General features: G+C 62.0%; 11 protein-coding genes. 9 read left to right on the forward strand and 2 right to left on the reverse strand.

The features are described 5' to 3' along the window. Window positions 1–351 precede the first annotated feature (351 nt). The 4 genes from O4220_RS24685 (at window position 352) to O4220_RS27965 (ending at window position 4938) form a co-directional block, all read left to right on the forward strand. A complete protein-coding gene (locus tag O4220_RS24685; protein WP_269608195.1) occupies window positions 352–1476 on the forward strand; it encodes a thiamine pyrophosphate-dependent dehydrogenase E1 component subunit alpha in 1125 nt (374 codons plus the stop codon). Between the two features lie 17 nt (window positions 1477–1493). Continuing rightward, window positions 1494–2495, forward strand: a complete 1002-nt coding sequence (locus O4220_RS24690) for an alpha-ketoacid dehydrogenase subunit beta (RefSeq protein ID WP_269608283.1) — start codon at window positions 1494–1496, stop codon at window positions 2493–2495. A gap of 9 nt (window positions 2496–2504) precedes the next feature. After that, window positions 2505–3917: a dihydrolipoamide acetyltransferase family protein gene (locus O4220_RS24695; RefSeq protein WP_269608196.1), complete on the forward strand. Its 1413-nt coding sequence runs from the start codon at window positions 2505–2507 to the stop codon at window positions 3915–3917. Between the two features lie 433 nt (window positions 3918–4350). Continuing rightward, window positions 4351–4938 carry a transposase gene (locus O4220_RS27965; protein ID WP_420030465.1) on the forward strand — a complete coding sequence of 196 codons (588 nt, stop codon included), beginning with the start codon at window positions 4351–4353 and terminating at the stop codon, window positions 4936–4938. A 254-nt stretch (window positions 4939–5192) separates the two neighbouring features. Here O4220_RS27965 and O4220_RS24700 read toward each other — a convergent pair whose 3' ends face one another. Then, entirely contained in the window at window positions 5193–5792 is a 600-nt protein-coding gene (locus O4220_RS24700) for a DJ-1/PfpI family protein (protein WP_269608197.1), read from the reverse strand. 500 nt (window positions 5793–6292) lie between these two features. On the opposite strand from O4220_RS24700, the gene O4220_RS24705 reads away from it, so the two are divergent. The 3 genes from O4220_RS24705 to O4220_RS24715 are packed head-to-tail and all read left to right on the forward strand — an operon-like array spanning window position 6293 to window position 9193. Next, on the forward strand, window positions 6293–7342 hold the full coding sequence (locus tag O4220_RS24705; protein WP_269608198.1) for an ABC transporter substrate-binding protein: 1050 nt from the start codon (window positions 6293–6295) through the stop codon (window positions 7340–7342). Further along, entirely contained in the window at window positions 7332–8396 is a 1065-nt protein-coding gene (locus O4220_RS24710; RefSeq protein ID WP_269608199.1) for a FecCD family ABC transporter permease, read from the forward strand. The genes O4220_RS24705 and O4220_RS24710 overlap by 11 nt, the downstream gene beginning before the upstream one ends. Further along, complete coding sequence (locus O4220_RS24715; RefSeq protein WP_269608200.1) at window positions 8393–9193, forward strand: ABC transporter ATP-binding protein; 801 nt, start codon at window positions 8393–8395, stop codon at window positions 9191–9193. The genes O4220_RS24710 and O4220_RS24715 overlap by 4 nt, the downstream gene beginning before the upstream one ends. Before the next feature lie 501 nt (window positions 9194–9694). On the opposite strand, the gene O4220_RS24720 is transcribed toward O4220_RS24715, so the two are convergent. Continuing rightward, entirely contained in the window at window positions 9695–10270 is a 576-nt protein-coding gene (locus O4220_RS24720; protein WP_269608201.1) for a sigma-70 family RNA polymerase sigma factor, read from the reverse strand. A 77-nt stretch (window positions 10271–10347) separates the two neighbouring features. On the opposite strand from O4220_RS24720, the gene O4220_RS24725 reads away from it, so the two are divergent. Together O4220_RS24725 and O4220_RS24730 are read left to right on the forward strand one after the other, a co-directional pair. Further along, the gene (locus O4220_RS24725) at window positions 10348–11091 is read left to right on the forward strand and encodes a zf-HC2 domain-containing protein (protein ID WP_269608202.1); all 744 of its coding nucleotides are present in this window, start codon (window positions 10348–10350) and stop codon (window positions 11089–11091) included. A gap of 48 nt (window positions 11092–11139) precedes the next feature. Next, window positions 11140–13425, forward strand: a complete 2286-nt coding sequence (locus O4220_RS24730; protein WP_269608203.1) for a heavy metal translocating P-type ATPase — start codon at window positions 11140–11142, stop codon at window positions 13423–13425. The last annotated feature ends 79 nt before the right edge of the window (window positions 13426–13504 follow it).

The following is a 13504-nucleotide window of genomic DNA, read 5'->3' on the forward strand; positions in this document are numbered from 1 at the left end:
CCACCGAGGGAACGCAATCGGATCTGCTATCGATGGCCTCGGTCCTACACCGCCGCGGCATTCCAGTCATCGAAGCCCGGCTGTCGCAGTGCGACGAGCAAAGGCGCACCTTTTTCGTCGTATTCGTTGCCGACCCTCGTCGAGCCGCACTCCTACTGAGGTCACTCGAAGCTACACCGACAGTCTGTGCTGTGACGTTGTCCGAATCTGTACCCGTGACAGCGTGACCGGCTGCACCCGCGTATCGGGCGGCAAACCAGTGCGCAGAGCCTCCCTTGCCGAGCCCAAATTCGGCCGATCACTTCAAATTGTCTCCGCGTGGACACTTCTTAAGCACCTAAGGACTACCCGATGAGTCTCCCCATCCCACTACACGATCGCCACGACTTCGAGGCCGACTCGCTGCCGACGGCGTTGCCGATGACTCAGTTCGTACGACCGGACGGCAGTCTCACCGAAACCGGCACCCTGTATCGTATCGACACCGATTTGGCACGGAAGCTCTACCGGGACATGGCACGAGCTCGCAGGCTCGACCAGGAAGCACTTGCTCTGCAACGCCAAGGCGAACTCGGTCTGTGGTTGCAAAGCTGGGGCCAGGAGGCGGCGCAGGTTGGATCCATGTACGCACTCACCGCTCACGACTATGTCTTCCCGTCGTACCGAGAACACGCCGCCGCGATGGTCCGGGGCATCGGACCTGCAGAGCTACTGAGTCAGTGGCGCGGAGCTACACACGCAGGCTGGGACCCGGTCCGATACAATTTTCACTACAACTCGTTGGTACTGGGAACGCAGACCCTTCATGCCAACGGATACGCCCTCGGGTGCCGACTCAGCGGCGGAAATGCAATTGTCGCAACATATTTCGGTGATGGTGCAGCAAGCCAAGGCGATGTCAGCGAAGCATTCAACTGGGCAGCCGCACGCAGCCTACCGGTGTTGTTCGTATGCCAGAACAACCAATGGGCGATATCGACCCCCACCGATATGCAATACGCTGCACCTGTCCATCAACGCGCAGCAGGGTTCGGACTCCGCAGCTTCTATGTGGACGGAAATGATGCCCTCGCTGTCTACGAAGTAACCAAAGTTGCCGCCGACCTCGTACGATCCGGCAAAGGACCAGCACTCGTCGAAGCAATCACGTTCAGAATGGCGGGTCACTCGACATCGGACGACCCGAAACGATACCGTGACGCCGCAGAATTCGATGAATGGACTGCTCGCGATCCGCTACACCGACTACGAGTCGTCCTAAACGAAATCGGAGTTCCGACATCGTTTTTCGCTGAACTCGACGAAGAACTGGACCTACTCGCAATCGAAGTTCGAACAGCCTGTCGTTCGATTGAAGAGCCTCAATTCGAGAGCATGTTCGATAACGTATACGTCGACCCACATCCCGGCGTCACAGCGGAAAAACATACTCTGCACATGTACAACGAGATGATGGCGGGAAACACGACCACATGACTCTCTCGCTCGAATCCATGACCAAGGCAAGTCCTGAACCCGGTTCGACCACATCGACACTCGGCAAGGCGTTGAACGCCGGTTTGCGTCGAGCCATGCTCGACGACGATCGCGTAATCCTGCTCGGTGAGGACATCGGAGCGTTGGGCGGTGTATTTCGAGTCACCGAAGGTCTGCACAAAGAATTCGGTGACAATCGCGTAATCGATACTCCCCTTGCCGAGTCAGCGATTGTCGGAACGGCCATCGGTCTGGCCCTCCGCGGGTATAGGCCTGTGTGCGAGATCCAATTCGACGGCTTTGTCTATCCAGCCTTCGACCAGATCGTCAGCCAACTAGCGAAGATGCGGGCGCGGTCAGGGGGTCGAACAACACTGCCTATAGTCATCCGCATCCCTGTCGGCGGCGGTATCGGCGCCGTCGAGCACCACAGCGAATCAAACGAAGCGTACTTCGCGCATACCGCTGGCCTCAGGGTCGTCTCCTGCTCGAGCCCATCCGACGGATACCGAATGCTCCGAGCCGCGATAGCAAGCGACGATCCCGTGATCTTCTACGAGCCCAAACGGCGGTACTGGGATAAAGGCCAACTCGATCTAGATGCCCAACCTGCGTCACTGAATCGCGCCCGTGTATGGCGAACCGGAACCGATCTGACACTGGTCGCACACGGTCCGACGGTCAAGACAGCGATCGCCGCTGCCGAGGCTGCCGCAGAGGACGGCTACTCGGTCGGGGTGGTCGACCTCCGTACCATCTCGCCTTTGGACCTCGACACATTGAAGCGATGCGCCAAGGCCACCGGTCGCTTGATAGTCGTTCACGAGGCGTCGACCTTCCTCGGCATCGGTGCCGAAGTCGCCGCAGCGGTTACCGAGAGCTGCTTCTACGCGCTCAAAGCCCCAGTCCTACGGGTCGGTTCGTACAACCTCCCCTATCCACCGGCCAAAGTCGAAGACGAGTTTCTGCCCGATATTGATCGTGTCCTCGACGCCATCGAAACATCGTTGAAGTACTGAAGGAAACACATGGACACGCCGCAGCAGTTCGCCCTCCCCGACGTAGGGGAGGGCCTCACCGAGGCCGAAATCGTCGCTTGGCACGTGAACGTCGGCGATACGGTCGCGATCAATGACGTTCTGGTAGAAATCGAGACAGCCAAATCCGCTGTCGAACTGCCTTCCCCTTACGCCGGGGTAGTGCAGCAACTACTTGTCAGTGAAGGCGTTACAGTCCCGGTCGGCACCGTAATCATCGAAATCGCGTCGGATCAGCCTGCCGCGCAGGCTACTTCGGAACCGGAACCGAGTGCCTTACGCCCCAAGACTGGTCGAACGCACGAAGTTCCTTCGATACCAATACAGGGGGAGGATGACGAAAGGCCTCAGGTGCTCGTCGGCCCTGGCCCCAAAGAAGCTGCCGAACGTCGTCGACGGGTTTCACCGCCGACCGACCCTGCCCGCAGCGCAGCGCCAACGACGGGGGCGACGCCACTCGAACACGTGACGGCAGAACAGGTGTCATCTCGTGATGGAACTTCGAAGTCGATCTCGGTGACAGAACGGCGTATTGATGTGCGAACTACACCGCCAGTCAGGCTTCTCGCCAAACAGCTGGGTGTGGAACTGGACTCGGTCACCCCGGCACAGGGCGAAGTCATCACCCGCGGCGACGTCGAAGCAGCGGCCGGAAAGCAGAACGGGCAGCACGGGGTGATTTCCGCTGAGCGCCCTGCGGACTTGCTCGAAACTCGGGTTCCGATACGAGGGATACGCAAGTTGACTGCCGACGCAATGTGCAAGTCGGCGTTCACTGCCCCGCATGTCACCGAATGGTTGACTGTCGACGTAACACCGATGATGGATCTGATTGCGCAGGTCAAAGCGGACAGGTCGTGGGACGGCATTCGGGTCAATCCACTGGTGCTTGTTGCCAGGGCCTTCGTCCTCGCCATTCGTGCGCACCCTGAGATCAATGCGACGTGGGACGACAAAGCTCAAGAGATCGTGATCAAGCACTACATCAACTTGGGCATCGCGGCCGCGACCCCGCGTGGACTGATCGTCCCCAACATCAAAGATGCACACACCCTCGATGTGCGTGGGCTCGCTGACGCGTTGACTAACCTCATCACGATTGCTCGTAGCGGCAGGACATCCCCTGCAGATATGTCGCAAGGAACTGTGACCATCACTAACATCGGTGCACTTGGAGTCGACGCGGGAACCCCTATTCTCAACCCTGGAGAAGCAGCGATCCTTGCCTTCGGCGCCATTCGAGCACAACCGTGGGTCGTGAACGGGAAAATCGAGATCCGCCAGGTTACCCAGCTGGCCATGTCGTTCGATCATCGACTTGTCGATGGGGAACTGGGCTCAAAAGTATTGGCACGCACCGCGGCGATCCTCGCCGACCCAGGAACGACGCTTCTGTACGTCTGAGTGCAGAGGTACTCGAAGGTAAGCGACATGCAGGGAGCATAAATCTACGCTGGTACTGCCAAACAGGCATTACTAGGCGAAGCATGGCTAATGTCGAACTGTTGACTGTCGATGGTCTCCTAATTCCCCAGGGGTAGTTGTCACGTAATTCCCCCACGTCCGGACCTGCTGAGGTGAGGATATCGGCGACGGGCTCGGTTGTCAGGTGGTCTTGGTGCCGGGTCGTTTGCGGGGTCGGTAACCTGGTCCGTCCATAAGGGCGGATTCGAGCGGGTGGTCGCAACGTGCCTGATCATTAGGGATGTTTGAAATGGTTCACCCGGTTTTTTCACAACTTGTACGGATGACGTTCTGGTCACTGCTTAGCAGTGGCGTGACGGTCAAGGACGCTGCCCTCGCCGTCGGGATCAGCGAGGGCAGCGGCTGAAACTGGATCTATGAATGCGGTGGTGTACGGCCACGCTCGACCCCACCACCGAGCGGCCGCTTCCTCGCGCTCGAAGAGCGAGAGTTTATGGCCGACGGTGTCCGCGACGGCTGGACGATGACCGCAATCGCGACTTGCCTAGGTCGGGCAGTATCGACAATCAGTCAAGAACTGAAGCGGCACAAGTATTCCCGGAGCCAGGACAAGCCACATCAGGCCGAGCGCGATGCCCGCAAAGCAGCCAGACGCCCGAAGAAGGACAAGCTCGAGCTGACCCCATTGCTGCGGGGTCGAGTGCAGGCACTACTGGAGTTGGACTACTCCCCGGAGCAGATCTCGGCGACACTGAGGAAGGAATTTCCTCACTCGCCGGAGATGCATGTGTCGCACGAAACGATCTATCAAAGCTTGTACGTTCAGAGCAAAGGTGGCCTGACCAAGGAGCTGACCAGGCACCTCCGGACGGGTCGGCCGGTGCGTCTCGCGCATCGTCGAACCACCGAACAGCGGTCGAAAACCCGGGATGGTCAACATCTCCGAACGGCCCGCCGCGGTCGCCGACGCAACGTTCCGGCCATTGGGAGGGTGATCTGATCATCGGCACCAGGGGAGGGTCGACGATCGGGACGTTGGTCGAGCGGACGTAGCGGTTGGTGGTGTTGTTACAACTGCCCACCGACCATTCGGCGGCGTAAGGTTCCGGCCGTTCGGATGCTGCTGGTGGCTTTTTCGGTTGTGTTCTCAGCCGCACGAAAGGGGCTAGTGCAGAGGTTTATTCGCTAGTGTAGGTGGATTCGCTCGACACGAGCGTTCACCATTACCACCCGGCGGGGCGTGGGTTCAGCTTCTCATACAGGGGGCTGCGGGTCGTACTGAATGCCACGCCGAACCTGCCGTGCGCGGTCGGCACCGGCGAGCCGTGCAACCAGGTGTAGTGCCATGTCGATACCCGCGGAGATACCGGCCGAGGTGATCGTGTCGCCGCAATCGACGAACCGATCGTCGCCCCGCACGTCGATTGTGGGATCGAGCTCAGCGAGTTGGTCGAGTGCGGCCCAGTGGGTTGTCGCGGGGCCATCTCGCAAGATGCCGGCCGCAGCGAACACCAGGGCTCCCGTGCAGACGCTGGTCATCAGTGTTCCCTCCTCAGCGAGGCGCTGCACCCAATCGAGCCGTGCTCGGTCGACGAGATGCGTTCTCGTGCCTCGCCCGCCGGGATAAACGAGTACATCGAGGTCGGGCCGGTCGGATTCGCTGTAGCCGCATCGGACGGTCAAGCCCTTGGCACACCTGACTTCACCGCCGGTCTGGGAAAAGGTAAAGACCTTCCATCCGTCCTCCGGCCATCTGTCGGTCCAGAAGGACAAGACCTCCCATGGGCCGACAGCATCGAGTTCCTCGACATCGTCGAACAGAAAGATTCCGAGATGCTTGATTTTGTCGGCCATGGTTTACATGTTTACACGAGGCAAAGAACGAGTGTGCTGGTGCGGTTGCCCTCAGCACCGCTGCGCAACAAAGATATTCGACTTCGAGATCTCCGGTATCTCAACCGTCTCCGCTTTTCGCAACGGGTCTGACAAAGTGGTCGGTAGACCGCGGATCGGTTGCCGATCGAAGATCTCATCTTCGAAAGGCACCGACACTCCGTACATGAAGCGCCGTCGACGGCTGGCGGTCAGTGAGAACAACGCCTTAGTGATGTGCGAACGGAGATAGCGGTCCCTGTCGCCTACGGCTCGCATCCCGGTCGGGTAAATTCCCTGCCGCTCGGGATGCACTTGCCACGTTCTCGAGTCCGACAGCAGGAGTGGACGAGTCGAGGATGGCTAGTCAACCTCCCTGCATCTGTCCGATTAGTCTATAAATTTCCGCGGAGCAACCTATTCGGGAAACTGAGTTCAGTTCCCGCGGGAACTGAAGTATCGGCGTGCGCGACTAATGAGATATGAAGATACGTTCCGGGATGAGGGCAGGGCTTGCCATCGCCTTGGTTCCGCTGATGACGACAGCCTGCGTACGCACTCCCGGTTCCGACAACGGCGATCTGGATGCCACCGGCACTTCTGGTGCGTCGTTTCCTGTCACGGTGCAAGATTGCGGCGGCCGTCCGACGACGTTCGACGCTGCCCCGGAGAAAGTGGTCACGGCGAACCTTGCGGCATTGGAGCTGGTGATCAGGCTCGGCAAGGCCGATCGTCTCGCTGGAACAGGTTGGGCGGCAGGCATAGCCACGCTTCCCGACGATGTGCGCGGGATCGCGCAGTCGACACCGGTTCTCTCCACCGGCGCAATTCCGAAAGAAGTGCTTCTCACTGCCGGGGCGGACGCCTACATCGATGCCTGGGGATCCATGCAGTTGATGGGTGGGGATGGCATGACCGAGCAGGACTTCGCCGATGCCGGAATGTCGCACGTGTTTCTCGCATCCAGCGCATGTGCATCGACGCTGTCGGCCGCGCGAACCGACCTGGACGATGTGTACCGAGATATGCAGAGCATAGGTGCCGTTCTCGATGCTTCACCGGCGGCGGCGGACCTGATCGAGCAGATGCGAGCAACGGTGGCTGCTGTCGCTAGGGGAAATCCAGCGCCGGATCAGCGGCCGTCCGTGTTCTACTACTCGCCCGACGCCACGAGCCAGGGCATGACCACAGTCGGCGGTAAGCAGATAGCCAATGCGGTATACGAACTGGCGGGTGCACGCAACGTATTCGCCGACGACACAACCAGTGTGAAGTCTGTGTCCTGGGAAGACGTCATAGCTGCCGATCCCGACTACATTCAGATCGCCACCCGCCGCAAGACGTCCGCCGAAGAAGGTGCCGCTGACTTCGCAGCAGCCATCGACACACTGCGCAACGACCCGCGCGCTCGCGATATGCGGGCAGTTCGTGCCGGGCGCTTCATCGATCTCGGTGCCGAAGAGACGGCGCTTCCCGGAATCGAAAATGCGGACGCGGTCGCCACTATCGCCGAGGCCGTCCGTGGTCGGTAAACGCAGTGGCGCGTTACTTGCGTCAGTCACACTGCTCGTTCTGCTGTCGGGATTCACCCTCGCAGTGAGTTACGGATCGACTGCAGTTCCGTTCGGGCAGGTCTGGTCCACGGTACGAGACGGGCTGAGCGGAAGAGTGTTTCAACCCGGCAGCATCGACGTCATCGTGTGGCAGGTTCGGGTTCCTCGTCCGATCATGGCAATGATCGTCGGTGCTGGCCTCGGCGTCGTTGGGGTCGCAGTCCAGGCACTGGTACGCAACGATTTGGCCGATCCGTATCTGCTAGGGGTGTCATCGGGGGCGTCGGTCGGGGCAGTGTGGGTCTTGGTCTTCGGCGGAGGAGTCGTCGGTGCGGTGTCCACGGCGATCGGAAGCCACACGCTACTGCCGTTGGCCGCGTTCCTCGGTGCCATAGTGGCTCTCGGAGTCGTGTGGTCGGTCACCGGTGCAGCTGGTGGAATCAGTGGAGTAATGGGTCCGACTCGGCTGATCCTGGTCGGAGTTACGGTAGGTCAAATGCTCTCCGCAGGAACCAGTTTCATGGTTCTACAGACCGACGATCAAGCTCAGACACGCAGTGTGCTGTTCTGGCTGATGGGCTCGCTGGGAGGGGCGACGTGGTCCCAGGTTCCGATTACTGCGCTCGTTGTCACGCTCGGCACAGTCATGCTCTACGGAAGAGGACGTCAACTCAATGCTCTCGCTTTCGGCGACGAAAGCGCTTCTGCCCTCGGTATTTCGGTCCCGCAGGTGCGCCGGGAGGTGTTCGTCGTCGTCAGTCTGATGACCGGCGCTGTGGTCGCAGTCTCGGGCGCGATCGGTTTCGTCGGCTTACTGGTGCCGCATCTGTGCAGATTGGTAGTCGGAACGGATCACCGGACGCTGCTTCCTGTAGCAGCATTGGTGGGAGCGACTTTGATGATAGCCGTGGACTTGCTGTGCCGGGTCGCCACTCGCGTCGTACACCAAGAACTTCCGGTGAACATCGTGACCGCTGCACTCGGGGGACCGCTGCTGCTGGTGATGCTGATCGTTCGAGGGAGGAGAACATGAATGCGACAGACACGGATGCCGGAACGCTCGAGGTCGACGACCTGACCGTGCGGCTATCCGGTAACGAGATCGTGTCCGGAGTGTCGTTGACGGCCGCGGCCGGACGAATCACCGGTGTGATCGGGCCCAACGGGAGCGGAAAGTCCACCTTGCTGCGCGCGGTGTATCGGCATCTGAAGCCCACAGCGGGTCACATTGTCGTCGGGGACTGCGACCTGTCCGATATCTCGCCTGCCGCTCGTGCACGGATCGTTGCCTCGGTACCCCAGGAGCGCGACAGCGTGAACGGAATCACCGTCCGCGACGTCGTGGGACTGGGACGCGTTCCGCACCAGGGGAGCTTTCGCCGCGAGTCCTCGGAGGATCGCGACGCCATCGAGCAGTCCCTGACGGAGGTCGGCCTGAGCGACAAGGCGACTCGACGCTTTCAATCGTTGTCCGGTGGCGAGAAGCAGCGAGTGCTGCTCGCCCGTTGCTTTGCGCAACGAGCGCATGTGTTCGTACTCGACGAGCCCACCAACCATCTCGACGTCGCCCACCAGGTTCAGTTGTTGACACTGTTGAAGGATCGGGGTGACACCTGCCTGATGACATTGCACGACCTCGGCGTCGCTGCGGCGGTGTGCGACGACCTTTACGTGCTGTCCAGGGGAGCTGTTGTAGCGTCTGGACCACCGCGTGCGGTGTTGACCTCGGAGTTGCTGCGTTCCGTATTCGCCATTCGTGCCAGCGTCGGTACCCACCCGTTGACCGGGGGATTACAGATCTCGATCGACTACCTCGGCGAACCAGGGTGACATCGCCCATGTGGCTTACTGCAACGAGCACCAGAGAATTCCGATTTGACTGCCGGTACACCTGAACCCGCTGTATTGCTGCCGTCGCCCGTATCGGCTGCGACGGTTACGCCTCCGGTTCGGGTATCGATTTCGCCGCCGGTACCGTCGTACAGTTTCAGTCGATCGGTGGGGTCGATTCAACCTGCATGGGGGGTGCTTGTTCGATCCAGGACGACTACCGGCCTTGCTGCGACTCGCGCTGGACTCCGCACGAAGCGATCATCGATCCTGTCCTGCCGCGTAAGTTTTACCCCAACGCGGCCGGTGCCGACCTTACAGACGCGAAGACGGTTCGACGGCAACAACATCCGTTGATGGCGCAATCGCTGCAGTTCGAGGCGATGCTAACTCGGCGTTGCCGTATGCAGTGCTCCGTCAGGGGTCGCACTTCGCGGGCAGTGAATGACGGCACCGGTTTCTGCGTTCGGAAGTGTTGTGACCGCCCGCGTATCCGACGCTCTAGCCGGTGTTCTGCCCGTCGGCGCGCGATGCCGTGATCAATTGCTCGCGGGCGCGTGCCACTCGGGAGCGGACCGTCCCGATCGGGCACCCGCACACCTGTGCGGCTTCGTCATAGGACAGGCCGAGTACTTGCGTGAGTATCAGCGCTTCGCGCCGCTCGGCCGGAAGCCCCGCGAGCAACATCCGTACCTCGACGAGGTCTTCGGACGAGTTCGAGGACGAGGCCGAGGCAGCGTGGGCGGAGTCGGCGACGGCGATCCAATCGTCGCTGCCGACCAGACGAGGACGGGACATCGCCGAACGCACCTGGTCGACGGCCACGCGCCGGGCGATCGACAGCAGCCACGTTCGCGCCGAGGACTGAGCGGCAAAACGCGGCAGGGACTTCATCGCGCGCAGATAGGTTTCCTGGGTGAGGTCGTCGGCTGCGGACACCGAGCTCAAATGAGCGAGAAAACGCCACACATCGCGTTGGGTGTCTCGGATGAACGATTCGAGGGCTCGGTGATCGCCCCGACCGGCAGCGAGCGCCAACTCGGTGGTGTGCGCGTCGTGTTCGGCCCGTGAACTCACGCCCGCAACAGTAGGGGACCGGTGCCGGGAACTTAGCGCCAGCCCTGCGCGACACTGTAGAAGTGGACTGCTCACTAGTGCGAGAAGCTCTGTCAGCGCGCGTCGACGGAGAACGAGAGCCCGTGCCCTCCGAACGCACGGACGAGCATCTCGCTACCTGCACCGAATGCCAGGCATGGTACGCATCGGCAACCGCGCTCACCCGCAGCTTGCGTGTCAGATCGGTCGGTCGGACCCCGGATCTGACAGCGAGCATTCTCACCACCGTCGGTGTGCCCGTTCCGGGCAGCCGGCCGCAGCGATTCCTACGTTGGGTCAGCCGTGATCACCCCTGGCGTGCTGCATTGGCCGTGATTGCACTGGCCCAGTTGGCCCTCGGGCTCAGCCAAATCTTCGGCATCGGGCACGATCACGTCCACGGCGGAATGGTCATGGACAGCGAGGCGATGACCGGGCATCTGTTCAACGAAAGCACCGCCTGGAACCTTGCTGTGGGCGTCGGATTCCTGTTCGCCGCATGGCGCCCGGCAGCGACCAACGGATTGCTACCGGTGTTGGCGACGTTCACTGTCCTGCTGACGGTCTTCGTGATCACCGATTCGATAGCCGGGCAGGTCACCGCCGAACGAGTGGCATCGCACGCCATCATTGCCGTCGGAGTGCTGGTGACGGTGATGGTTCGGCACCGCTACAACGACGCCGGGTCCCCGACCCCACATCGATTGCCCGCCGATCCCGAGGCGGACATCGAGCTTCCCGACGGCGCTCGTTACGGACGACGGCGTGGACACCTTCGCGATACGAACGACCCGGCGGCCTGACCCGCGCTCGCGTGAACAGCCCGCACTACCGACGAGAGAACTGATCCGATGTCTGTGAGCACCACACCCGCCCCTACCTCCGAACCCGGTGACATTTCGGCCCCTGCCGGAACCGACACGATTCGAATCGCGCTCTCGGTCACCGGGATGACATGTGGAGCCTGCGCGAACCGAGTGGAGCGCACGCTGAACAAGATCGACGGGGTCCGGGCATCGGTGAACTACGCCACCGCCATCGCCACCATCGATGCACCCACCACATCCACGTCGACACAACTATGCGAGGTCGTCGCGGCCGCCGGTTACGGTGCCGAGCCGTTCGTCGACCACTCCAGCGTCGACACCTCCGCCGAGGACGCGCACACCCGCGACATCTTCCGACGCCTGGTCGTCGCGTTGGTGTTGTTCATACCGATCGCGGACCTGTCGATCATGTTCGCGGTGGTCCCCAGTACCCGCATCCCCGGCTGGCAGTTCGTCCTGCTGGCCTTGGCAATTCCGGTGGTGGGGTGGGCGGCCCTGCCGTTCCACCGCGCCGCTCTGGTGGGCCTGCGGCACCGCACCAGCACGATGGACACCCTGGTCTCCTCCGGCATCATCGCCGCGACCGGCTGGTCGCTGTATTCGATGTTCTTCCGTATCTCCACCGCAGACGAAACCCGCGGCATCTGGGCCGCGATCGTGTCGAGCGATTCGATCTACCTCGAAGTCGCGGCCGGTGTCACCGTCTTCGTTCTCGCCGGCCGCTACTTCGAGGCCAAAGCCAAACGCCGAGCAGGGGGCGCGCTGCGGGCCTTGGCCGCACTCGGCGCACGCGATGTGTCGGTGCTGCTGCGCGACGGCAACGAACTACGCATCCCGGTCGCCGAGCTCAAGGAAGGCCAGCGGTTCGTGGTGCGGCCCGGTGAAGTGATCGCAGCCGACGGCCTCGTGATCGACGGCTCCTGCACCGTCGACACCAGCGCTATGACAGGTGAGTCGCTGCCCGTCGACATACAGAGCGGGTCTGCGGTGATCGGCGGAACCGTGGTCCTCGATGGCCGTCTGGTGGTCGAAGCTGCGGCGGTCGGATCGGACACCGCGCTCGCAGGCATGATCCGACTCGTCGACGCAGCACAGTCGGGCAAAGCTGATCTGCAGCGTCTCGCCGACCGTATCTCCGGGGTGTTCGTGCCCATCGTGTTCGTACTCTCCGCGCTGACATTGATCGGGTGGCGGATCGGGACCGGCGAGGTGGACACCGCGGTCAGCGCTGCGCTCGCAGTGCTGATCATCGCCTGTCCCTGCGCGCTCGGGTTGGCGACACCGACGGCCCTGATGGTTGCTTCCGGCCGCGGGGCCCAGCTCGGAGTGTTCATCAAAGGCCACCACGCCCTGGAAGCAACCAGGACCGTCGACACCGTGGTGTTCGACAAGACCGGCACCATCACCACCGGCGCGTTGACCTTCGAATCGATCGTCGTCGCCCATGGTGCCGATGAGAACGAGATGCTGCTCCTCGCCGGTGCCGTCGAACACGCCTCCGAACATGCCGTCGCCGCCGCGATCGTCGACGCAGCCCGCTCCCGCTGCGGCGAGCTCGAGCCGGTCGAGGACTTCGTAGCGGTGCCCGGTATGGGAGCCCACGGCCGGGTCCACGGGCGATTCGTCGAGATCGGCCGCAGACGACTGTTCGAGGACCGGGGATCGGTGATCCCGCGAACGTTGACGAGCGCACAGGACCGCAGTGACACGATCGGAGCCACCTCGGTCTACCTGGCGGTCGACGGGATCGTCCGGGCCGTGCTGGCCCTCTCCGACACCGTCAAACCCTCCGCTGCCGCTGCGATCGCCCACCTGCACGCTCTCGGGCTGAGGACATTGTTGGTCACCGGCGACAACGCCTACGCGGCACAGGTCGCCGCCGACGCAGTCGGAATAGACGAGGTCATTGCCGAGGTACTGCCCGAGGGCAAGGTCGACATCATCGCCTCACTGAAGGAGGCCGGCCGGACGGTGGCAATGGTGGGTGATGGCATCAACGACGGGCCGGCATTGGCGACGGCGGATCTCGGTTTGGCCATCGGCGCAGGCACCGACGTCGCCATCGGTGCCGCGGACATCATCGTCGTGCGCGACGACCTCGGTGCTGTGGTCGATTCACTGGGCCTGGCCAAGGCCACGCTGTCGACCATCAAGGGAAACATGGTGTGGGCGTTCGGATACAACATCGCCGCCATCCCGATCGCGGCCGCCGGTCTGCTCAACCCACTCCTCGCGGGTGCTGCCATGGCGTTCTCGTCGTTCTTCGTCGTCTCGAACAGCCTCCGGCTGCGCCGATACCGCGCTTCGTAGTGAACGTACGACCGAATACCTCGGCACCGAAAAACTCGTGTTGCCGCCTCGGTGAACGCCCTCTACCCCGCCCGGTCAG

The organism is Rhodococcus ruber (genome assembly GCF_027270735.1).
Taxonomy (GTDB): Bacteria; Actinomycetota; Actinomycetes; order Mycobacteriales; family Mycobacteriaceae; genus Rhodococcoides; species Rhodococcoides rubrum_A.

What these genes read in the sequence shown, in the direction of transcription:
- O4220_RS24685 (WP_269608195.1), top strand. Translation starts at nt 352, where the DNA reads ATGAGTCTCCCCATCCCACTACACGATCGCCACGACTTCGAGGCCGAC.
- O4220_RS24690 (WP_269608283.1), top strand. Translation starts at nt 1,494, where the DNA reads ATGACCAAGGCAAGTCCTGAACCCGGTTCGACCACATCGACACTCGGC.
- O4220_RS24695 (WP_269608196.1), top strand. Translation starts at nt 2,505, where the DNA reads ATGGACACGCCGCAGCAGTTCGCCCTCCCCGACGTAGGGGAGGGCCTC.
- O4220_RS24700 (WP_269608197.1), bottom strand. Translation starts at nt 5,792, where the DNA reads ATGGCCGACAAAATCAAGCATCTCGGAATCTTTCTGTTCGACGATGTC.
- O4220_RS24705 (WP_269608198.1), top strand. Translation starts at nt 6,293, where the DNA reads ATGAAGATACGTTCCGGGATGAGGGCAGGGCTTGCCATCGCCTTGGTT.
- O4220_RS24715 (WP_269608200.1), top strand. Translation starts at nt 8,393, where the DNA reads ATGAATGCGACAGACACGGATGCCGGAACGCTCGAGGTCGACGACCTG.
- O4220_RS24730 (WP_269608203.1), top strand. Translation starts at nt 11,140, where the DNA reads ATGTCTGTGAGCACCACACCCGCCCCTACCTCCGAACCCGGTGACATT.